Annotated in this window: 21 protein-coding genes; 10 read left to right on the forward strand and 11 right to left on the reverse strand. The window is 66.5% G+C overall.

Features of this window, described 5'->3' with window-relative positions:
* Positions 1-262: 262 nt before the first annotated feature.
* From ACHQ4I_RS33775 to ACHQ4I_RS33785, 3 genes are all read right to left on the reverse strand, one after another.
* Positions 263-478, reverse strand: coding sequence for a hypothetical protein (locus tag ACHQ4I_RS33775; protein ID WP_420775943.1), 216 nt, complete (start codon positions 476-478; stop codon positions 263-265).
* Positions 479-745: 267 nt separating this feature from the next.
* On the reverse strand, positions 746-1,948 hold the full coding sequence (gene hemW / locus ACHQ4I_RS33780) for a radical SAM family heme chaperone HemW (RefSeq protein ID WP_420775944.1): 1,203 nt from the start codon (positions 1,946-1,948) through the stop codon (positions 746-748).
* Positions 1,949-2,041: 93 nt separating this feature from the next.
* Positions 2,042-2,437: an SgcJ/EcaC family oxidoreductase gene (locus ACHQ4I_RS33785; protein WP_420775945.1), complete on the reverse strand. Its 396-nt coding sequence runs from the start codon at positions 2,435-2,437 to the stop codon at positions 2,042-2,044.
* Positions 2,438-2,649: 212 nt separating this feature from the next.
* On the opposite strand from ACHQ4I_RS33785, the gene ACHQ4I_RS33790 reads away from it, so the two are divergent.
* From ACHQ4I_RS33790 to ACHQ4I_RS33815, 6 genes are all read left to right on the forward strand, one after another.
* Complete coding sequence (locus ACHQ4I_RS33790; RefSeq protein WP_364989628.1) at positions 2,650-2,742, forward strand: Ms4527A family Cys-rich leader peptide; 93 nt, start codon at positions 2,650-2,652, stop codon at positions 2,740-2,742.
* A 136-nt stretch (positions 2,743-2,878) separates the two neighbouring features.
* On the forward strand, positions 2,879-4,678 hold the full coding sequence (locus ACHQ4I_RS33795; protein ID WP_420775946.1) for a nitrite/sulfite reductase: 1,800 nt from the start codon (positions 2,879-2,881) through the stop codon (positions 4,676-4,678).
* Positions 4,679-4,692: 14 nt separating this feature from the next.
* Entirely contained in the window at positions 4,693-5,427 is a 735-nt protein-coding gene (locus tag ACHQ4I_RS33800) for a phosphoadenylyl-sulfate reductase (RefSeq protein ID WP_420775947.1), read from the forward strand.
* Positions 5,424-6,353 carry a sulfate adenylyltransferase subunit CysD gene (gene cysD, locus ACHQ4I_RS33805; RefSeq protein ID WP_420775948.1) on the forward strand — a complete coding sequence of 310 codons (930 nt, stop codon included), beginning with the start codon at positions 5,424-5,426 and terminating at the stop codon, positions 6,351-6,353. Before ACHQ4I_RS33800 ends, cysD begins: the two co-directional genes overlap by 4 nt.
* 1 nt (position 6,354) lies before the next feature.
* Positions 6,355-7,644, forward strand: coding sequence for a sulfate adenylyltransferase subunit 1 (locus tag ACHQ4I_RS33810; RefSeq protein WP_420775949.1), 1,290 nt, complete (start codon positions 6,355-6,357; stop codon positions 7,642-7,644).
* A 58-nt stretch (positions 7,645-7,702) separates the two neighbouring features.
* Complete coding sequence (locus ACHQ4I_RS33815; protein WP_420776077.1) at positions 7,703-8,467, forward strand: sirohydrochlorin chelatase; 765 nt, start codon at positions 7,703-7,705, stop codon at positions 8,465-8,467.
* Between the two features lie 81 nt (positions 8,468-8,548).
* Here ACHQ4I_RS33815 and ACHQ4I_RS33820 read toward each other — a convergent pair whose 3' ends face one another.
* The 5 genes from ACHQ4I_RS33820 to ACHQ4I_RS33840 all read right to left on the reverse strand — a co-directional run bounded on the left by ACHQ4I_RS33820 (position 8,549) and on the right by ACHQ4I_RS33840 (position 12,920).
* Positions 8,549-9,046 carry a pyridoxamine 5'-phosphate oxidase family protein gene (locus ACHQ4I_RS33820; protein ID WP_420775950.1) on the reverse strand — a complete coding sequence of 166 codons (498 nt, stop codon included), beginning with the start codon at positions 9,044-9,046 and terminating at the stop codon, positions 8,549-8,551.
* 146 nt (positions 9,047-9,192) lie between these two features.
* Positions 9,193-10,350 (reverse strand): hypothetical protein, encoded by a 1,158-nt coding sequence (locus tag ACHQ4I_RS33825; protein WP_420775951.1) that lies wholly within the window; start codon positions 10,348-10,350, stop codon positions 9,193-9,195.
* A gap of 273 nt (positions 10,351-10,623) precedes the next feature.
* Positions 10,624-10,935, reverse strand: a complete 312-nt coding sequence (locus tag ACHQ4I_RS33830; RefSeq protein WP_420775952.1) for a hypothetical protein — start codon at positions 10,933-10,935, stop codon at positions 10,624-10,626.
* Between the two features lie 26 nt (positions 10,936-10,961).
* Positions 10,962-11,366 carry a spore-associated protein A gene (locus tag ACHQ4I_RS33835; protein ID WP_420775953.1) on the reverse strand — a complete coding sequence of 135 codons (405 nt, stop codon included), beginning with the start codon at positions 11,364-11,366 and terminating at the stop codon, positions 10,962-10,964.
* Positions 11,367-11,636: 270 nt separating this feature from the next.
* Complete coding sequence (locus tag ACHQ4I_RS33840; RefSeq protein WP_420775954.1) at positions 11,637-12,920, reverse strand: fatty acid desaturase family protein; 1,284 nt, start codon at positions 12,918-12,920, stop codon at positions 11,637-11,639.
* A 250-nt stretch (positions 12,921-13,170) separates the two neighbouring features.
* Here ACHQ4I_RS33840 and ACHQ4I_RS33845 point away from each other — a divergent pair, with 250 nt between their 5' ends.
* Positions 13,171-14,121: an AraC-like ligand-binding domain-containing protein gene (locus tag ACHQ4I_RS33845; protein WP_420775955.1), complete on the forward strand. Its 951-nt coding sequence runs from the start codon at positions 13,171-13,173 to the stop codon at positions 14,119-14,121.
* Between the two features lie 492 nt (positions 14,122-14,613).
* On the opposite strand, the gene ACHQ4I_RS33850 is transcribed toward ACHQ4I_RS33845, so the two are convergent.
* Positions 14,614-16,515 (reverse strand): Hsp70 family protein, encoded by a 1,902-nt coding sequence (locus ACHQ4I_RS33850; RefSeq protein WP_420775956.1) that lies wholly within the window; start codon positions 16,513-16,515, stop codon positions 14,614-14,616.
* 116 nt (positions 16,516-16,631) lie between these two features.
* Between ACHQ4I_RS33850 and ACHQ4I_RS33855 the strand changes: the two genes are divergently transcribed.
* A complete protein-coding gene (locus ACHQ4I_RS33855) occupies positions 16,632-17,312 on the forward strand; it encodes a hypothetical protein (protein ID WP_420775957.1) in 681 nt (226 codons plus the stop codon).
* A gap of 29 nt (positions 17,313-17,341) precedes the next feature.
* Here the strand turns inward: ACHQ4I_RS33855 and ACHQ4I_RS33860 are convergent, their stop codons facing one another.
* The gene (locus tag ACHQ4I_RS33860) at positions 17,342-17,953 is read right to left on the reverse strand and encodes a TetR/AcrR family transcriptional regulator (RefSeq protein WP_420775958.1); all 612 of its coding nucleotides are present in this window, start codon (positions 17,951-17,953) and stop codon (positions 17,342-17,344) included.
* A gap of 107 nt (positions 17,954-18,060) precedes the next feature.
* On the opposite strand from ACHQ4I_RS33860, the gene ACHQ4I_RS33865 reads away from it, so the two are divergent.
* Both ACHQ4I_RS33865 and ACHQ4I_RS33870 read left to right on the forward strand, forming a co-directional pair.
* Positions 18,061-19,485 (forward strand): MFS transporter, encoded by a 1,425-nt coding sequence (locus ACHQ4I_RS33865; protein WP_420775959.1) that lies wholly within the window; start codon positions 18,061-18,063, stop codon positions 19,483-19,485.
* Positions 19,486-19,493: 8 nt separating this feature from the next.
* Positions 19,494-20,186, forward strand: coding sequence for an SGNH/GDSL hydrolase family protein (locus ACHQ4I_RS33870; RefSeq protein ID WP_420775960.1), 693 nt, complete (start codon positions 19,494-19,496; stop codon positions 20,184-20,186).
* A gap of 99 nt (positions 20,187-20,285) precedes the next feature.
* On the opposite strand, the gene ACHQ4I_RS33875 is transcribed toward ACHQ4I_RS33870, so the two are convergent.
* On the reverse strand, positions 20,286-21,242 hold the full coding sequence (locus ACHQ4I_RS33875) for a helix-turn-helix transcriptional regulator (RefSeq protein WP_420775961.1): 957 nt from the start codon (positions 21,240-21,242) through the stop codon (positions 20,286-20,288).
* Positions 21,243-21,284: the final 42 nt, after the last annotated feature.

A 21,284-nucleotide genomic window follows, 5' to 3' on the forward strand; every position in this document is an offset into this window, starting at 1 on the left:
ATCTTCGTCCAAGTCGGATCGGGATCGACGGTCACCGCCGACATCCGGAAGTCACGCCTTGGGAAGGTGCCAAGGGCTTCGACGCGCACGATCCAGGTCCGGTAAGGGCCTGCTCATAGTCGCGGCACGGACCTTCACAGGCAGCCCCACCGGGCTCGCACCAGCGTTCAACCGCACTGATCGCCCGCCGCCGGAGTTCGGGAGCCGTTGAACGTCGCCCGTTACCCAGCGAGCGGCGGCCATCGCGGACGCCGGCCCGCAGCTACACCTCGGACCGGCTTTTCGCCATCTTCCCCGCCAACGCATCGAGGCCGAGCATGGCGAGTAGCGATTCGCAGTCGGCTGCGTTCTCCGCGTGACTCGCGACCGTCCGGGCAGCTATCGCGCTCTGTCGCGCATTTTCGGCCTTCTCCGCGGCCCGCGCCTCGGCGAACTCGCTCTGTTCAGGAATAAGGGTGATGTGTCGTGCCGGTGGCATAGGACTCCTTGGGTTGGTCCGCAGCCTACGCGTCTTTACCGATCCGTGATAGTGCAACGGCCAGCATCCGATCAACCAGGTCGTGAAGTGTGGATATGTCACAATGCGACGCCGTTGGGCGAACCACGTCGGGATCTTGAAGCCATCCCCAGCCAACCGGCCGTACAGCTGGGCGATCACGGCCCGGTCGCCCACCGATGGGGCAGGCGATCTCAGCCGGGTAGGCGATCAACGCACCGCTCAGGCCGAAGATACCGGCAGAAGCGGTCAGGCGAGGAGATCTCGGACGACGCCGTCGGCGAGCAGGCGGCCGCGGTCGGTGAGGATCAGGTGGTCGCCCGAGCGAATTGCCAGGCTGTCGGCGATGATTCGGTCGGCGGCGGCGAGTTCGGTTGGAGCCAGTTCGTTCAGGGGTAAGCCGGTGCGCAGGCGGACGGTGAGCATGACGCGTTCGGTGTGCTGTTCGTCGGGGGTGAGCGTTTCCCAGCCGGCCGCGGGGAGTCCGCCGCGCGCGACCGTATCGGCATAGCGCGCAGGGTGTTTGACGTTCCACCAGCGGACGCCACCGACGTGACTGTGCGCGCCCGGGCCCGCACCGAGCCAGTCGCCGCCGTCCCAGTAGCCGAGGTTGTGCCGGCAGCGGGCGGAATCGCTTGCGGCCCAATTGGATACCTCGTACCAGGTGAGGCCCGCCGCGTTCAGCCGGGAGTCGATGCGCTCATAACGGGCGGCGAGCACGTCGTCATCGGGGGCGGGCAGTTCGCCGCGGCGGACGCGGCGGGCCAGGGCGGTGCCGTCCTCGACGATGAGCGAGTACGCCGAGACATGGTCGACGCCCGCGCTCAGCACCGCGTCCAGGCTCGCGTCGAGATCGCTATCGCGCTCCCCCGGGGTGCCGTAGATCAGGTCCAGGTTCACGTGTTCGAATCCGGCGGCGCGAGCCTCCGTGGCCGCGGCGACGGCTCGACCCGGCGTGTGGGTGCGATCCAGCACTTTCAGCACGTGCTGGGCGGCGGACTGCATGCCCAGCGACACCCGGGTGAATCCGGCCGTGCGGATCCGTTCGAAGAACTCCGGCGAGGTCGACTCCGGATTGGATTCGGTGGTCACCTCGGCATCGTCGGCGAGGGTGAAATTCGCGCGCACCGAGTTCAGCACGGCGCCCAAGCCGTCACCGCCGAGCAGCGACGGTGTGCCGCCGCCGACAAAGATCGTCGCCACCTCGGGCGTCGCCGTCGGTAGCGCCGCGAACCGCTCGGCGGCCGTCGCCAATTCACCGCGCAACGCGTCGAGCCACGATTGCGGTGATGCCGACGTGCCCAGTTCCCCGGCGGTGTAGGTATTGAAGTCGCAATACCCGCAGCGTGTCGCACAGAACGGCACGTGGATATAGATCCCGAACGGCCCGCCCCCGAAGTCACGTAGCACGAGGGCGGAGCTCTCGGCTTCGATCGGGGCGGCGGAACTCACCCCTCTAGTGTGACCGTCGCCGTCGCACGCCCCACCACCAGGCACCCGCCGCGGCGCTCACACCGCCGGCAATGCGATATCCGCACCCGTATTTCAGTCGGCGACCACGGTGTTCTGGTTGGCGGTCAGCAGCCAGCGCCCGCCCTCCTTCGACATGACGTACATGGGCGACCCCTGCCCGGACAACTGCCCGTCACCGTCGAAATACCGCTGGACCACCTTCACGGCGGCGACATCCGGTCGGATGAACAGCACGTGTTCGACCTCGTAGGTCGCGGTGCCATTGCGCATCGCACCCGGCAGCACCTGAGCGGTGAACTCTGCGATGGCCGCGCGGCCGAACAGGCGCTTACCGCCGCCGGTCGTCCAGATGGCGTCTTCGCGGAAGAGGCCGACGAATTCGTCGACGAGTTCGTTCTGCTGGGTGTGCTGGACGGTGGCGACGACCTCGCGGATCGCGTCGAGGTCGGCCTTCGTGGTGGTACTCATGGCACCGAGCATGCAACCTCGAGGTAGCTCGAGGTCAACGCGCCGTGAGTCGGGTCACTCGAGATGATCATGACGAATCATGCGACGCATTCAGCCCGCTAACTATGACCACCGTCACAATCCGGCCCCAAGGTCCAGGGAATTTCCCTCGATTTCGCGGGAAATATGGCCACGCGGTCGGAACGGCCACCCTGACGTGGCACAATAGGCCCATGCGCGGATCTGGAGTACGACTTGTGGCACGTCGCCACGTCGACTTCAAGCGCGTCTGCAGCGCCTGCTGTCTGCCCGGATCTCTCCGGTAGCTCAGCGGCGCGCATTCCCGGGTCCCCCCGGTGATCTCCCGATTTCGATGGACATCGGCCGCTGACACCGCAGGCGTGAGTTCAGCCCCTCACGCCTTCAGCACAGATGTACCACCCACCCAGCAGGAGCGACCCCATGACGTCGAGCACCGACGCCGGTCCCACGGATCAGCCCGGTTCCGGGCCGCACGCGCGCCCGCAGCGCCCGGCCTCCGAGCGACGGGTCCGCCCGGACCGTCCCCGCGCCGAGACGCCAACCGGCCCGCGTGCCCGCACCGGCAAGCCGGTGCGCCGCAAGGCCGAGGGCCAGTGGGCGCTCGGCTACCGCGAGCCGCTGAACCCGAACGAGCAGTCCAAGAAGGACGACAACCCGCTCAATGTCCGGGCCCGGATCGAGAACATCTATTCCAAACAGGGCTTCGACAGCATCGACAAGGGCGATCTGCGCGGTCGGTTCCGCTGGTGGGGTCTCTACACCCAGCGCGAACAGGGCTACGACGGCACCTGGACCGGCGATGAGAACATCGACATTCTCGAGGCCAAGTACTTCATGATGCGCATCCGCTGCGATGCGGGCGCGCTGAATGTCGCGCAGCTGAAGACCCTCGGCCAGATCTCCACCGAGTTCGCCCGCGACACCGCCGATCTCTCGGACCGCGAGAACGTCCAGTACCACTGGATCGAAGTGGAGAACGTCCCCGAGATCTGGAAGCGGATCGAAGGCGTCGGGCTCAAGACCACCGAGGCGTGCGGCGACTGCCCGCGCGTGGTGCTCGGTTCGCCGCTGGCCGGTGAATCGCTGAACGAGATCATCGACCCGACGCCCGCGATCGACGAGATCGTGCGCCGCTACATCGGCAAGAAGGAATACTCCAACCTGCCGCGCAAGTTCAAGACCGCGATCTCGGGCCAGCAGGATGTGGTGCACGAGATCAACGACGTCGCGTTCGTCGGGGTGAATCATCCCGAGCACGGCCCCGGTCTGGATCTGTGGGTCGGCGGCGGTCTGTCGACGAATCCGATGCTGGCCCAGCGCGTGGGCGTGTGGGTGCCGCTGGACGAGGTCCCCGATGTGTGGGAAGCCGTGGTCTCGGTGTTCCGCGATTACGGCTACCGCCGCCTGCGCACCAAGGCCCGGCTGAAGTTCCTGATCAAGGACTGGGGCATCGAGAAGTTCCGTCAGGTGCTCGAGGACGAGTACCTGAAGCGCAAGCTGATCGACGGTCCCGCGCCGGAGCAGCCGAAGAAGCCGATCGATCACGTCGGCGTGCAGAAGCTGCGCAACGGGCTCAATGCGGTCGGCTTCTCCCCCATCGCGGGCCGGGTGTCGGGCACCGTCCTGACCAAGGTCGCCGAGGCGGCGGAGAAGTACGGCTCGGACCGGATCCGGTTCACCCCGTACCAGAAGCTGATCATTCTCGACATCGCCGACGATAAGGTCGACGCGCTGATCGACGAGCTGGAACCCCTTGGCCTGCAGGCACGTCCGTCGCTGTGGCGGCGGAACCTGATGGCCTGCTCCGGCATCGAGTTCTGCAAGCTCTCCTTCGCCGAGACCCGCAAGCGGTCCCAGGCGCTGGTGCCGGAGCTGGAGGAGCGGCTCGCGGATCTCAATGCGCAGCTGGATGTTCCGGTGACCATCAATATCAATGGCTGCCCGAACTCCTGCGCGCGTTCGCAGATCGCCGATATCGGCTTCAAGGGTCAGCTGGTCGACGACGGCTCCGGGAATCATGTCGAGGGTTTCCAGGTTCACCTCGGTGGCAGCCTCGGCTTCGACAGCGCCTTCGGTCGCAAACTGCGCCAGCACAAGGTGACCAGCGACGAACTCGGTGACTACATCGAGCGGGTGGTGCGCAACTTCATCAAGCACCGCGAGGACGGCGAACGGTTCGCCCAGTGGGCCGTTCGCGCCGACGAGGCCGACCTCAGGTGAACGGGAGACCAAGCGTGACAACAGATCAAGTAACGGCGGACCTGCCCGCGAAGCTGTCCGAAGACGAGTTGCGGGCGATCGCCGAAAAAGGCGCGGCCGAACTCGGGCCGGACGCTTCGGCGCTGGAGCTGCTGCAATGGACCGAGGACAACTTCGGCACCGGCTACATCGTCGCCTCCAACATGCAGGACGGCGTGCTGGTTCACCTTGCGGCGCAAGTGCATTCGGGTGTGGATGTGCTGTTCCTCGACACCGGGTACCACTTCGCCGAGACCATCGGCACCCGGGACGCGGTGGAGGCCGTATACGGGGTGAACGTGATCAATGTGCGGCCGGAAAACACTGTGGCCGAACAGGATCAGTTGCTCGGCAAGGATTTGTTCGCGCGTGATGCCGGTGAATGCTGCCGGTTGCGCAAGGTTGTCCCGCTGAAGCGCTCGCTCGGCGGTTACAACGCCTGGGTCACCGGCATCCGCCGCGTGGAGGCCCCGACCCGGGCCAACGCCCCGCTCATCTCGTTCGACGAGGCGTTCGGACTGGTGAAGATCAACCCGATCGCCGCCTGGTCCGACGACGAGATGCAGGCCTACATCGAACAGCACGGCATCCTCGTCAATCCCCTGGTGGAGGAGGGATATCCGTCCATCGGCTGCGCTCCGTGCACCCGGAAGCCGGAGCCGGGATCCGATCCGCGAAGCGGCCGCTGGGCTGGCCTCGCCAAGACCGAATGCGGGTTACACCAGTCATGACCGAAACCATCAGCACACGTTCACTGGGCATCACCGATTTCGACACCCTCGCGGCGCTCGAATCGGAGTCGATCCACATTTTCCGTGAGGTGGCAGGCGAATTCGAGCGGCCGGTGATCCTGTTCTCCGGCGGTAAGGATTCCACGGTGCTGCTGCACCTGGCGCTCAAGGCCTTCTGGCCCGCGCCGCTGCCCTTCGCGCTGCTGCACGTCGACACCGGGCACAACCTGCCCGAGGTACTGGAGTTCCGCGACAAGGTGGTCGAAAAGTACGGCCTGCGACTGCATGTCGCGAAGGTCGAAGACTACCTGGCCGACGGTCGCCTGACCGAGCGCCCGGACGGTATCCGCAATCCGCTGCAGACCATGCCGCTGCTGGATGCCATCGCCGAGCACCGCTTCGACGCGGTCTTCGGCGGCGGCCGCCGCGACGAGGAGCGCTCGCGCGCCAAGGAGCGCATCTTCTCGCTGCGCAACGCCTTCGGGCAGTGGGATCCGAAGCGGCAGCGGCCCGAACTGTGGAATCTGTACAACGGCAAGCACGCACCCGGCGAGCATGTCCGGGTATTCCCGCTGAGCAACTGGACCGAGCTCGATATCTGGCGCTACATCGCCCGTGAGGATGTCGATCTGGCGAGCATCTACTACTCGCACGAGCGTCCGGTTTACCAGCGCGACGGCATGTGGATGACGCCCGGTGTGTGGGGCGGCCCGCGCGAGGGTGAGGTGCTCGAGACCCGCTCGGTGCGCTACCGCACCGTGGGCGACGGCTCCTCCACCGGCGCAATTCTTTCCGACGCGGCCGATAACGAGGCGATCCTCGCCGAGGTGGCCGCGTCCCGTTTGACCGAACGCGGTGCGACCCGCGGTGACGACCGAGTGTCCGAGGCCGCGATGGAAGACCGCAAACGAGAGGGTTATTTCTGACATGTCCGACCTATTGAGGCTGGCCACCGCCGGTTCTGTCGACGACGGTAAGTCCACCCTGGTCGGACGGCTGCTCTACGACACGAAATCCGTACTGGCCGACCAGATCGACGCCGTCACCCGGGCGTCGGTGGACAAGGGCCTTGCCACACCGGATCTTTCGCTGCTCGTGGACGGGCTGCGCGCGGAACGCGAACAGGGCATCACCATCGATGTCGCCTACCGCTACTTCGCAACGCCCAAGCGGTCTTTCGTGCTCGCGGACACCCCCGGGCACGTGCAGTACACCCGCAATACCGTCTCCGGCGCGTCCACGGCGCAGCTGGTGATCCTGCTCGTCGACGCGCGCAAGGGTGTCATCGAGCAGACCCGTCGACATGCCGCGGTGCTGGCGCTGCTCGGCGTGCCGAAACTGGTGCTCGCGGTCAACAAGATCGACCTGGTGGATGATCCGGCGACCGTGTTCGCGCAGATCTCGGCCGAATTCAACAGGCTCACCAGCACTCTCGGCTGGTCGAGCGAGGACGTGCTGGAGATTCCGGTCTCCGCGCTGCACGGTGACAACATCGCGTCGCGTTCGGAGAACACCCCGTACTACAACGGGCCGTCGCTGATCGAGCATCTCGAATCGGTGCCGGTCGACGCCGACAGCTCGGGCGCGCACGCCCTGGGGCTGCGCTTCCCGGTGCAGTACGTGATCCGGCCGCGCACCGCCGAATACCCGGACTACCGCGGCTACGCGGGCCAGATCGCGGCGGGCTCGGTTTCGCCCGGCGACGAAATCGTGGTGCTGCCCTCGGGAATTCGCTCCACCGTCGAGCGGGTCGATACGCCGGACGGTGAACTCGCCGTCGCGCAGGTCGGCCGCAGCGTGACGCTGATCCTGGCCGACGATGTCGACATCTCGCGCGGCGACATCATCGCCTCGCCCGCCGACGCCCCGGAGCCGATCGACTCGTTCGACGCGACCGTCTGCTGGCTGGGCGATAAGCCGCTGCGCCCCGGCGCGCGACTGCTGCTCAAGCACGGAACGCGCAGCACGCAGGCGATCGTCGGCGCGATCGTCGAGCGGTTCGACGAGCAGAATCTGACCGCGGCGCCGAACCCGGAGTCGTTGGAGCTCAACGACATCGGCCGGATCTCGGTGCGGGTCGCCGAACCCATCGCGGCCGACGACTACCGCGTCAACCGGCACACCGGCAGCTTCCTGCTCATCGATCCGGCCGGTGGCAATACGCTGGCCGCGGGTCTGGTCGGCGACGTGCTGACCGCGGTCGAGGTCGGAGCCTGAGGTGAATTCGCCCGGCAGCGGCGCTGTCTCGGCCGTGGGGCTGCCGGGCGGTAGATCCATGTGGGCGCAGCTCGAACTGCTGACGACCCCGGTCGACCACCGGCCCGCGTTGATCGCGGTCGCGCACGGTAGTCGTGATCCGCGCTCGGCGGCGACCATGTCGGCGGTCGTCGCCGATATCGCCGCCGCCCGACCGGATCTCGACGTCCGGCTCGCATTTCTCGATCTGAGCGCGCCGTCGGTCGATCAGGTCGTGGATGCCGTTGCGGCGCAAGGACATACGCATGCGGTAGTGGCACCACTGCTGCTGGGCAACGCCTTCCACGCGCGAGTGGATCTGCCCGGGCTGCTCGCGGCGGCTCGCGTTCGTCATCCGCGGCTGCAGCTCACCCAAGCCGACGTCCTCGGGCCCGACGCGCGGCTGATCGCGGCCCTGCGTGACCGGGTGCTCGCGGTCGATGGCATGGATCGCAACGTCGGCGTCGCTGTCGCGGCGGTGGGTTCGTCCTCGGCGGCCGCCAATGCCCGCACCGCGACCGTTGCGCGGCAGCTCACCGCGATCACCGGCTGGCGCACCGAGATCTGCTTCGCCACCACCGACCCCTCTCTCGCCCAGGCAGTTTCGCGATTGCACGCCAGGGGCGCCGAGCGCGTGCTGGTGGCGCCATGGTTCCTCGCACCCGGCCTGCTCACCGATCGCCTCGAAGCCGCAGCGCCCGATCTGACCCACGCGCAGGTCATCGGCCCGCACCCAACCCTAGCCAACATCATCTGGAACCACTACGACACCGCCCTCACCGCCGTCCTACCCCTATCGGCCTGACCTCAGTTGGACGTGTGATCACGTGGAAGCTGTGGCGGCATCGCCCGAGAAGCCTCCGCCACCAGTGCCACCTGATCTTGATCACCCGCCCTCCCACAGGTGGGACATCATTACGGGGTAGCGGACGGGGCGGAAGTCGGTGAAGGTGATGTCGCGGACGTGGCTGAAGTTGGACCAGAGGAGCTTGCCGCCTTTCAGCCATTGCGTGATGCGGACGCTGCGCCGGACCTGTTCGAGTTCCGATGGGGTCGCGGGTCGTAGGGCGCCGACGGTTCCGTACAAGCGCACACCGGGCGCAGCGATGAAGCGGCCGAGGAATAGCGAGCGAAACCAGAACAGGAATCCGGTATCGACGGCCATAACGCACACCCGCGGGTCGGCGTCGACATTGCGCGCCAATGCGCTCGTGTACTGATCGAAGTAGAAGCCGGTCTGGTCGTCACGGAGAAAGACCGTTCCCACCGGCGTCACATGCGGCGCACCGTCCGCGTCCACCGACGCGATCGCAAAGTGCCCGCTAGACCGTTTCCCTCGCGCGACAACCGCCCGAATCTCATCCCAACGTTCCTCGACGCTCATACCACTTCCTGAATCGGTTGGCGGGGAACGGTTTCCGGTCGCACACCGAAGTCCCCCGTGTGAACGATAGACATTACGAACGTGTCCGCAACGCAAGTGGTCGCGGTCCACGATGACGCGGGAATCGGCATGGCATGGTTGGCGATCTAGTTCACGAGCAGGCTGGTCACGAGGCGTTGGGCGAATTCGCGGGGTGCGATCGGCAGCGGGCCGTTGTCGCCGCTTACGGTGATCTTCAGCGGTCGTGGTCCGGGTGCCGAGGTGAGACGGACGGCGAAGGCTTCGCCATCGGATTGCAGTTGCCCGGGTTCCGCGTTTTCCGCAGGACTGTAGGGCTGCGAGTCGAAACTGATCGTGTAAGACCACCAATGCGGGAAAGGGTCTGTGGATTCGTGGCGGCTGGTATAGCCGATGTGGCAGAAGTCCTCTTCCGGTGAGATGGTCGTGCCTGATGGCGTGGGTCCGATGATGTCGAGCGCCACGGTGCACAGTTGATTGACGCGCACTTGTCTGGCGAGGTCGAGGATGCTGACCCCGTGGGTCGGTGGGGTGGAGACGTATACGCCCGAACCAGGAAGCCGTGGCCCAGGTCCGATCAGGCGGGGCACGATCATTTCCGCAGCTTGCTGAGCTTGCCGTTCGGTGCTTTCGACCTGATGGTTGCCGGCGGCAACCTCGACCTTCAGCATGGGTCGGAGGTCCCAGCCTGTCGGAAGGTCGTCGACGAGCCGAATCGCCAAATCGGTTTTGGCCAACTGGTATTGGCCGCCTTTGACGACCTCGTCATAGGCCGGTCTGCCCGCGATCGCAGGTCGCGGCTGTCCGGCGCCAAACGCGCTGTCGGACAAAGATACGTACGCCCGCAGTCCGGCGGTCAAGACTTCGCAGCCGCCGATGTGCTTTCGCCGCAGAGTAACCGGCTCACCCAGAATCGCCTGCCATTGCTGCGGAGTCGCGGCGGCGCACAGGACCTGCGCGCTGGTCTCGATCGGTAGGTCGGCGACCTGCTGCCCGGTCGGCATGGCGACCGGCCGCTCGGGATAGTCGTCCGCGTCAGGCGATGGGATCTGTGCGGTTGTCCTGCTCGCGATTGTTGATCGCACCTGGTCGCCCACTGTGGCGCAACCCGTGAGAGCTGCTACGGCGACACCGATGACGACGAACAGGTGAGCGAATCGCACGCGCATGCCGCCATCCTCCTCGAGACTCGAACCGAAACGGTCGGTATATGAACCTGCTAGGAGGTTGCGCCGCAACGCTTTCCAGGACCTTAATGAACGCGAAAATGCCGTGGTCAGCCGCACGGGCGTTGTCTGAGCACCTCGCAGCCCAGACCCCGCGTCTTGCGGTGGTGTTCGGTCCGGAGAAGAACCTGAGGAGGACAGCTCGCCTGTCCCGACCCGCCCTGGCCGAGGTCGTCAGCGACGGGCGCACCACCTTCGACAAGAGCCAATTGCACGCAGCGACGAGTCTTGCCGCGGGCGTGGTGCAACGCCCGCGGCAAGACTCGTCGGTCTGCCGGCGTGTTGCCTCACGGAATATATCGTGACGCCGCACTATTCGGCACTAGGGCGCGCTTACTCACCCACGACGTCGGTGACGTCGCCGCAGCGGACCACCTCGTCGCCCTTCGCACCGGCGTCGACGTAGAGCTCGATCTTGTCGTCGTTGCAGGGCGAATTGCTCGAGCGGTAGATCGTGAGCTTGCGCATTACCCCACAGCGATTGTGGTAGTAAACCGTGGTTGTGAAGGTGCCGGGCTCATAAGAGTATGAGAAGCAACCGCTTTCGCCGCGTTCGGCGGAGGCCGTGGCGGCGGTGGCGACGGTGCATCCGATCGAGGCGGCGGCGATTGCGATTCCGGCGAGGAGCCTATTCGTCTTACGCATGAGGACCCTTTCTATGACTCAGTGGCTCACTGGCAGTGCACGTCGAAGATCTCCCACTTGTCATCGCCGATGATTCCCGCCCAGTCGATGCACCGGCCCTTCGCGGAAACGTATACCGGCCCGGCGTATTCGGTGAACTGCCCCTCATCGATGGCCACATTCTTCTTGCCTTCGGACAGTTCGACTCCGGCCGCCATCCGCACCGGCGCGCCCGGCTGATCGCGCACCGTGACGACGCAATTCTTCTCCCCGTTATAGGTGAGGAAGATCGTGCCGCCCTTCAACTCGTGGGTATCGATCACGTTGTACCCGGCACCGCATTGATTGCCGTACGACGCCGCCGAAGCGGTAGCCGGAACGAAAAACGCTGCCCCGGTCGCGATTCCGGCCGCCCCCGCACAGGCCGCGACGATCTTCATTGCGTTGCTCACGCAGAACTCCTCTAGCTGTAATCGTGTGATGTCGTGTTCAGGAAGTGGGTGGACCCACACCCGGTCAGCAGGCGTCGGTGTTGCCCGAACAGATAACCGTTGCCGTATCGGCTGTTACCTCTCATCGTTCGGCCGTGTCCTGCTGAGATGACGATGGTAGGGGCGGTGCGCGGACTTCGATTTCCGGTGAGCGCAGAGAAGTTTTCGCTGAGCGAAATGGCGTCCGTGTCCTCCAACACGTTTAGCGCGTAGGACACCGAGCCACTGTTGTCAGCGCTCACCGGCGATCGAGGTGATCCATCGCCGCCGGAACCACCGACCGCGACCCGCCGACCGCCTCGATGAGTCGGTCGCGGCCAGAGCGGTGCGCAGCCCCCGCCGTGCGCCGGTGATCGGATCGCTCGCCTGCCATGTGGACCGAATCCCGAGAAACTTCCGCTCGGATCTGGTTTCCGCGGCGTCGTCGGGTGTGCGGCGCAGCAACCGGTCCGGCAGCGCGAGCTTGCACACGGTGCGGTAAGCCAGCCAGAACTGTGTGGGCAGCGAGCCGGTCGTGTAGGGCAGGTCGTACTTGTCGCACAGCGCGCGGACTCGCTCGGCGATCTCGGAGTAGCGGTTGCTGGGCAGGTCGGGAAACAGGTGGTGCTCGATCTGGTAGCAAAGGTTGCCGCTCATGAATGCCAGCACCGGGCCGGCGGTGAAGTTCGCGGTACCCAGCAGCTGCCGCAGATACCACTCACCACGGGTCTCTGTCGCCATATGCTCGGTGGTGAATTTCTCAGCGCCGTCGGGGAAGTGCCCGCACATGATCACCAGGTAGGACCACAGGTTCCGCAGCAGCAGCGCCGACGCGTTCGACGCGAGCGTGTACTCGAACCCTCGACCGCTCAGCGCCGGGAACAGCAGCAGGTCCTTGCCGAGCTGGCGGGCGATCTTTCGCGCGAACTCGATGTTCGGCTTCGACCGCAGCTGGCCGCGGGGGACGCCGGTGTGGCGGCGCTCGAGCGCCCAGTCGTGCACGGCGATGGCCCATTCGAACCCTGCCGCGATGGCCAGGCTCGTCACGGGTTGGATCAGGTGGATCGGACGCCAGGGCTCATCGCGGCTCATCCGCTGGACCACGAAGCTGAGGTCTTCATCCAAGCCGTACACATTGGTGTAGGTGTGGTGAACGAAATTGTGCGAATGCTTCCACTGGCCGGACGGGCCGACGAAATCCCACTCCCAGCTGGTGGAATGGATTTCGGGATCGTTCATCCAATCCCACTGACCGTGACTGATGTTATGGCCCAGCTCCATCATCTCGATGGACTTGGCGGCCGCCAACATCACGGTCCCGGCCAGTCGCGGCACCCGATATCGCCCGGCGAACAACAACAGACGCGCAGCCGCCTCGAGGCCGCGGTGAATCCTGATGGCGCGCCAAATGTAGTCCGCGTCGCGTTGTCCGAGTGACTGCTCGATATCTCGCCGGATCTGGTCGAGTTCGCGACCGAAAGCCTCGATGTCGGCCTCGGTGAGGTGGGCGAATGCCTTGATGTCGGTGATGGCCACAAAGTTCCTATGCATCCCGTCGGACGTGCCCAGCAGCCATCGCCCGGAAATTGCCGCGATCGTGAGATCACGATGTTATGGGCGGGCGGTGCGCTCCAATTGCCAGTGAGCGCAGGGGAATTGCCGCCGTGCGCAACCTCGGCCGTGTCCTGCACCACGTTTAGTGCGCAGCGAGTAGAGCCACTCTATGAAGGCACCAGACCAACCGGTACGCGGCGTGGTGATAGATCGATGGCGGGAGATGATGCCAATGAAAGACGGAGTCGACCTCATCGAGACCGCCACCACTAGCGCCGTCGCTCCACACGAGCGCACGGACTACTGGGGCGAACTGATCCAGTCGTGCCACCGCCGACGCGTGGGCTACGCATTTCCCAGTCGATCCGACTTCCACGGACGGGTAGCGCTGCGCCGCACGGACAATTACCAAATCGTCGGATGGCAGGCCGATGCCGTCACCTATTACCGCACTGCCGGACATGTGCGCGAAGACGCCGACGAGGACTATCGCCTGATGCTGCCGACGACCGGGTACGTCACGATTTGGCAGGACGACCAGCACGTACCCATGCCGCCCGGCGTCGGCGCCCTGGTGACCATCGATCAACCATTCGCGTTCAGTCAGATCGCCGGCACCGAGGGACTGACCATGACCATTCCCCGAGGCGAGGTCGACCATCGTCTCGGCCGCGCCACGCCACCCGAACCGCTCCTGGACCTGACCTCGGGGCTCGGACGAGTGGTCGCCGACCTCGCCACGGGCCTGGTCGCCGAGCGCGACATTCTCACGCCCCGCCAGTTCGACGCCGTATCCGAGCGCCTGGTCGAGCTGCTGTGCATGCACATCGTCGGCGACCACCCAACCGAACACAGTCATCTCACCGACGTGGAATCCCGAGTCCGCCACTACATTCGCACCAATGCCCACGACCCCGAGCTGACCCCGGCCGCCGTCGCCCGCGCCCTCGGCTGGTCGCTACGCCAAGTCCAACTCGCGCTCCAGCACGGCGGCACCACACCCCGCGAACTCATCAAGCAAGAGCGCCTGCGACTCGCCTATCGACGACTGCGAGATCCCGCATACCACCACTGGAATATCGCCACCCTCGCCGCCGGACTCGGCTTCACCTCCGCCAGTTCCTTCAGCACCGCCTTCCGCCGCCGCTACGGCGCCACCCCCCGCGAAATCCGCCGATCCTAACCGCAAAGTTCCTATCTATCAGGCGAATTCGGCAGCCGCCGCTTCGGCGTCGTCGCGACCGCCCGCCGTTCACCGACTGACAGCTCGAGTCCGGACTCGCCGATCCGTCGTCACTGTGTGGACGGCGCGGCCGCAGGTGCGGACTGCGCCGAATCATTGGACGCGGCAGCGGAATCGGAGCTCGATGCCGAATCGAAAGTGGACGACGACGGGCTGCTATCCGTCGATCCGGTCGCCGCGTGCGCCGATGACGTGTCGGTCGACTCGTACGGGCTCGAGGACGAATTCGAGGCGGAAGCGCCCGACGATGTGTCACTCGGGTTGGCAGAGCTCGAGGACGAATCGGTGACGGCTGTGTTCGAAGGCACGGTCTCGGCCGTGCCCGGATCCGTGCCGTCAGCAGCACCCGGATCCGTGCCCGTCAGCAGCACCCGATGCGTGCCGTCAGCAGTGCCCGAATGCATGCCGTCAGCCGCACCCGGGTGCGTGCCGTCAGCAGCGCCTGAATACATGCCGTCGGCCGTAACCCGAATGCGTCCCGTCAGCCGTACCCGAACGCATGCCGTCGGCAGTGCCCGAATGCGTCCCGTCAGCCGCACCCGAACGCGTGCCGTCGGCAGTGCCCGAACGCGTGCCGTCAGCCGCACCCGAACGCATGCCGTCAGCCGCACCCGGGTGCGTGCCATCAGCAGTGCCCGAACGCATGCCATCAGCCGCACNGCCACCAGCCGCACCCGAACCCGTGCCACCAGCCGCACCCGAACCCGTGCCACCAGCCGCACCCGAACCCGTGCCACCAGCCGCACCCGAACCCGTGCCACCAGCCGCACCCGAACCCGTGCCACCAGCCGCACCCGAACCCGTGCCACCAGCCGCACCCGAACGCATGCCACCAGCCGCACCCGAACGCATGCCACCAGCCGCACCCGAAGGCACGGAACCGGCGGTACCCGAAGGCACGGAACCGGCGGTACCCGAAGGCACGGAACCGGCGGTACCCGAAGGCACGGAACCGGCGGTACCCGAAGGCACGGAACCGGCGGTACCCGAAGGCACGGCATCGGCGAGCGATGCGGGCGCGGACGGGGAGTCGGTCGTCGCGGCCGTTGCGGTCGCTTCATCTTCCGATGGCGTAGCGGCGCGAGCGGGCGAGATGTCGTGGGCCGCAGGAATTGGCGGAGCCGCCCGCCACACTGCGGGGAGGGCGAGCACTGGCGGCACGATGGGGTTGTCGGCAAGGGGCGCTTTCGGCGGAGCGACGGGTTGCACGCTCGCGTCCGCACCAGCGGGCAGCGCGCTGGGGCGCGGGCCATGCCGCGGTGCGGAGGGGACGCTGGTCGGAGCAACCATTGTTACCGCCGCATGGTCGGCAAGTCGTCCGAATAGGTAAGCAGCGGGGAGAGCCAGACCGGCGGTGAGCACCGCTGCTGCCAACGCGGCGACGCGCGGCACTCGGCGCACCACGGGCGTAACCGTTGTGCCACCGTCCGATTCGGCGGCACGGGCCGCGAGCAGTGCCGCGCCGAGTGCGACCGTATGCGCCGGATCGGGCCCCATCACGACCGGTCGGCCGAGTTCGTCGGCCAGCACGCGTGCCACCAGTGCGGGCCGGGCCGCGCCACCGATCAGCAGGATGCAATCGATATCGGGCATCGTGGCTCCGGCCGCACGGACGCATTCGTGCACCAGCCGCACCGACTCGCGCAACTGCCGGGTGTGTAGCTCGGAGATATCGTCGGCGGATAATGTCACCGCGCTACGAGACTTGTCGTCCGGTGCGATGTCGTGGACGTAGCGGGCGATGGCGATGTCGAAGTGCCTGCCGCCGAAATCGTAGGAACGCACCGGTCGTCCGCGCAGCCTGCCAGCGCCAGCCTCCACCGCGACTACCGCGATATCGAGACTGCTCGCGCCGAGATCGTAGACCAACACCAGCTCGGATCCCCCTGCCACACCGGCGGTTTCCAGCCACGCGACTGCGGACACCGGCTCCGGCACCAGCGCGGCTACTGTTGCGCCCACACGGTCCAACGCCTGCCGAAGTTCGGCCACCTGGTCACCGGAATACACAGCGGGATAGGCGAATACGGTCCGCATCGCCGAAACATCAGCCGCCTCGAGCATCCGATTCGCCACTGCCGCAACCAGATCCGCGCAGGTCCAGGTTCGTCCGCCGACGATGACCACCGGATTCCGCGCGGCGGCCAGGTCAGCGAAATCAGCGATCACCGAGGTGTCCCGCGGGACCGCGCCGACGTGCGGTTCGGCACCGCCATCGAAGGTCACCGTGGTGCGTCGGGTCGTCACCACCGGATCCGCCGGATCCGCGGCCATCGCGGCGGATACCGAGTTCGCCGAGCCGATGCTCATCCCCAGCGCCAGGGCCATTCTCATCTAATCCTCACACCCGGTCCGCGCCTGCCCGCACGGATGATCCACTGTCTTTACCCGACCGAAGACATAGATTAGCCTTTCCTAAGAAATTGTTTTTGAGCGCTCTTGGAGGCCCCATGTCCGATGGTCGGATCAACGAAGCACCTGGTCCGATCTCGACCACCGCTATCGTGGTGCGGCCGAGAACGCCAGCGGCCGCCACCCTCTGGGGCGAGCACGACCCCGGCCCGACGCTGCGGCGCAGATGGCCGGAGAACGATCCGGAACGCCCACTGGCACTCCATGATTCGTGGTGGATGGTGAGTGCCGCAGGGTTGCTGGCAACCCTGACGCTCGCTGCCGCCCTATGGGTCGCGGTCCACCTCGATGTCGATCAACAGCTGCACACGGCGGGACTGTTCGCTCATCTGGCCGCCCTCGTACTCGGCTTCGGCGGCGTCCTGGTCGCGGACTATCTGATGCTGCTGTGGCTGGCCGGGCGGAGCACCCTCACCGAAGCCGTGGCCGGAATGTCACGCCTGCATGCGCCCATTTGGATCGGCCTCCTCGGCTTGATCGTCAGCGGATGCCTGCTGGAGCCGAATCTGGATTCGACGTTGACGCGCATCAAGATGACGCTAATCCTCATCCTGACCATCAACGGATTACAGGCGATGATCCTGAGCAAACGCCTGTCCAACCATGTTTCGACGCCCCTGACGACACGACTGCTGATCTGGGGCGCAGCATCCGGTGCGATATCGCAGATTTGTTGGTGGGGCGCCATCGCCATCGGCTTCGGGAACTCCCAGCACTGACCTGGCGGCGCTCAGTAGCGATCGGCGCTTCAGGCGAGCAGAGAATCGACGATGGCGCGGGCAGTGGTGACGCCGTGGTCGTCGCCCATTTGCCGGGCGGTGTTGGCGGCGCTGATCAGGGCGTCCAGTTCGAAGGCGATGGCGTCGGGATTACGACCGGTGAAGTGACCCTCGTCCTGGGCGTGGCGAATCTGCCCGGCCAAGAAGGTGAGCCAGTCGGCGTGGTCTTCGGCGATGGCGTCGCGGACGGGACCCGGTCTGCTGTCGAACTCGGCGATGGTGGCGACGCGGAAGCAGCCGCCAGGAAAGGTCGGGTCGATGATGTGGTCGAACCAGCGGTCCATCAGGGTGCGCAGGCGCGGTAGGCCGCGCGGTTCGGTCATGGCGGGGGCGATGACGCGTTCGACGAAGGCCGCACGGGCGGACTTGACCGCCGCCACCTGCAGCGCTTCCTTGGTGCCGAACAGGGTGGCGATGCCGCTCTTGCTGATGCCGAGATCGGTGGCCAGCCTGCCGATACTCAGGCCGGTCAGCCCCTCGACGGAGGCCAGGTCGGCGGCGCGTCTGGCGATCGATGCCCGCGATCGCGCGCCCTTCACCAGGCGTTGGTCGTGCTCTGGGGTGATCGTCGACTCGGTCATAACGACATTCTTCCACTCGGCGCTTGCAAATACGAACGTACGGTCGTACGTTAATTATACGAACGATCGTACGCTTTGTTGCCCGCTCCCGCTGAAGGATCTCCACCATGACCGAAGTGTCCGCGCGGACCGACAGTCCGCCGACCACGAAAGCCGCCGTGCGAACGCTCGTAATCGCCTGTGGCGCAGCGTTTATCGCCTTCCTCGACCTGTCCGTCGTCAATATCGCCTTCCCCTCCATCGCCCGCGACTTCCCCGATACCGCGACGACCACACTCACCTGGGTCGTCAGTGGCTACGCGATCGCCTTCGCGGCACTGCTCACCCCGGCGGGCCGGTTCGCCGACGCCCTCGGGCGGCGCCGGCTGTTCCTGATCGCACTGGCCGGTTTCGCGCTGACCTCCCTGCTGTGCGGGCTCGCGCCCACCGCGGCTTGGCTCATCGCCGGTCGCCTGCTGCAGGGCGCCACGGCGGCGTTGATGGTGCCGTCCGCGCTGGGACTGGTGCTCAGCGTCACCCCGCGTGAGAAGATCGGCGCGGCCATCGGAGCCTGGTCTGCCGCAGGCGGTTTCGCCGCCGTGGTGGGTCCGGCGATCGGTGGCGCGCTGGTCGAGACGTTCGGCTGGCGTGCGGTATTCGTGATCAATATTCCGGTGGCGATCGTGCTGATCGCGCCCGGACTGCGCATTCCGGTGTCCGATACCCGACAACCGGGCAGTGCCATGCCCGACCCGCTCGGGACCGTCGCCATTGCCCTCGGCCTCGGCGGACTGGTCGCCGGCGTCACCGAGGGTCAACGGTGGGGCTGGACCGCACCCGGCACCCTCACCGCACTCGGTGTGGGCGCGCTGCTGATATCGGCGGCGCTGATTCGTTCTGCGCGCCACCACAATCCGGCCATCGCGGTCGAACTGTGGCAGAGCAGGCCGTACGCGCTGGCCAATGCCGCCTCGTTCATCTTCGGCGCGACCATGTTCGCCTGGCTGCTCGCCGGTCCACTGTTCCTCGACGGGATCTGGCAGTACTCGGTACTCGGTTCGGCCGCCGCACTCACGGTGGGCGCGGTGTCCTCGATGGTGACCGCGACCCTCGCCGGTCGCATCACGGCGCCGACCACCCGACGCTGGTTCGGCGTCCTCGGCGCGCTCATGTACACCGGCAGCACACTCTGGATGAGCACCGATTCCTTCGGTGCGACACCGGCCTTGTGGTCGGCATGGGCGCCCGCCGGACTGCTCGGCGGCGGTGGCGTCGGAATCGTTGTGACCGTACTGGGCACAGCGGCCGCGAGTTCGCTTCCGCCGCAGCGCTTCGCGGCGGGTATCGGAATGAATCTGACGGCACGGCAGGTGGGCGGCGCGCTCGGTGTCGCCGTACTCGCCGCGGTTTTCGCCTCCAATGCCGACGATGCGCTGGCCGCCTTCCACACGCTGTTCGCCGTCTGTGCGGGCATCGGTGGCGTGGCCGCCGTGGTGATGGCCATTCCGGCGCGCATACCGGTCCCGGCTGTCGCTGTTCCCGCCGAGACCTAGGAGTCACCTTGATACACAACGATATTCGCACCGAAGCCAATGATCCGATGCTGCTGTCCACCGCGGCGGCACGCGACCTGCTCGCCGCCGCCCCATGGCAACGCTATGCGGTGCTGGGGGATTCGATCGCACAGGGCGTCGGCGACCCGAGTCCCGGCTACGACACCCTCGGGTGGGCCGATCGCGTCGCCGCAGTGCTGACAGCGACGAATCCCGCACTGGCGTACCTGAATACCGGCCGAATCGGCGCGACGACCGCCCAGGTGCTCGCCGACCAACTGCCGCGCGTGCTCGAATTCGAGCCCGACCTGGTGCACATCAGCTGCGGCGGAAACGATCTGTTCGTTCCGGACGGCAGCCTCGACAAGTTGCGCGCGAATCTCGACGCACTGTTCGGCGCGCTCGCTCGCAGCGGTGCTCAGATCAGCACGTTCACCCTCGCCGACGTGTGGGAGGTGGAGCGAATGGCACCAATGCGCCCGATGCGGGAACGGATGTCGGCGCTCAACGACATCGTGCGCGACCTGGCCGCGCGCTACGACGCGATCCTGGTGGAGTTCTGGGACCATCCGCTCCGGCTGCGCCCCGAGGTCATGAGCGATGACCTCATTCACTTCACCATGAGTGGGCATGCGGTGGTGGCCACCGAAATGGTCCGCGCGTTGGCCGAACGACTGCCGACGCGGGAGCCCGCACACTGACCGACGCCGGGCCGCGCCTGAGCAGATGTGCTCCGGCGCGGCCCGGTGGTGTTCTCCTCCTCCGTGGTTCTTCGCATCCGGATTGGTTGCGTGCAAAACTCATTCCACCGCGCGTTGTCCGCCGTATCGATCGACGAGTTCGGCACCGAGGACGGCCAGCTCCGCCTGTACCGATCGCGGTGCCAGCACCTCGATTTCGGCGCCCCAGCCCGCCAATTGCTCGGCGATCATGCGCGGTGTCGGGGCGGTCACCCGGACCTGGACGCGACCATCGGCGACCGGACCGTCCACCTCACAATGTCGGCCCTGCTGCTTGCGCAGGATCGGCACGAGTCGCGCTGCGATGAGTGCTTTGGCGGAGGTGGCGGCGCGACGCTGTTCGACCTCGCCGACGACCTCCTCCCATGCCGTCGACAGATCGAACTCCGCAGGGCGGTGGGTGGTTTCGTCGGTGATCTCGGCATCCAGGATGCGGTCGACGCGAAAGGTGCGGCGGCCGCGATCGGTGCCGGCGACGAGATACCAGACGGCATCCTTGTCGACCAGGCCCCACGGGTCGACGATGCGCTGACTGCGCTGCCCCGCCCGCTCGTAGTCCATGCGCACCTTGCGGCGCTCGACGACCGCGCGCTGCAGCAATCCGACGAGCTTCGGTCGCTCCTGATCGCGCTCACCCCAGCGCGCGGGATCGATGACCACCGCATCGGCCGCCGCCTCGGCGTCGGTGCGGAAAGTCTGCGGCAAGGCGCGCACCAACTTTCGCAACGCCGACTTCACCTCGGGCACCGCGCTCGCGGACGGTCCGGCCAGCAGGAACAGTGCGCGGGCCTCCGGTTCGGTCAACCCGCTGAGATCGGTGCGCGCGCCGCCGACCAGGGACCAGCCGCCACCGCGACCCGGCTGCGGATATACCGGGACACCCGCGGCCGACAATGCCTCCAGGTCGCGGCGCGCGGTCGCGACCGATACCTCGAGTTCGGCGGCGATCTCGGCGGCCGTCACCCGTCCACGGGTCTGCATCAACAACAGGGTCGCCACCAATCGGTCCGCTCGCATGGTCACAATTCTGCCCAAAAAAGTGCTCATTCGGTGAGCACT

This window comes from Nocardia nepalensis, assembly GCF_048910785.1.
In the GTDB taxonomy this organism is placed as follows: domain Bacteria; phylum Actinomycetota; class Actinomycetes; order Mycobacteriales; family Mycobacteriaceae; genus Nocardia; species Nocardia nepalensis.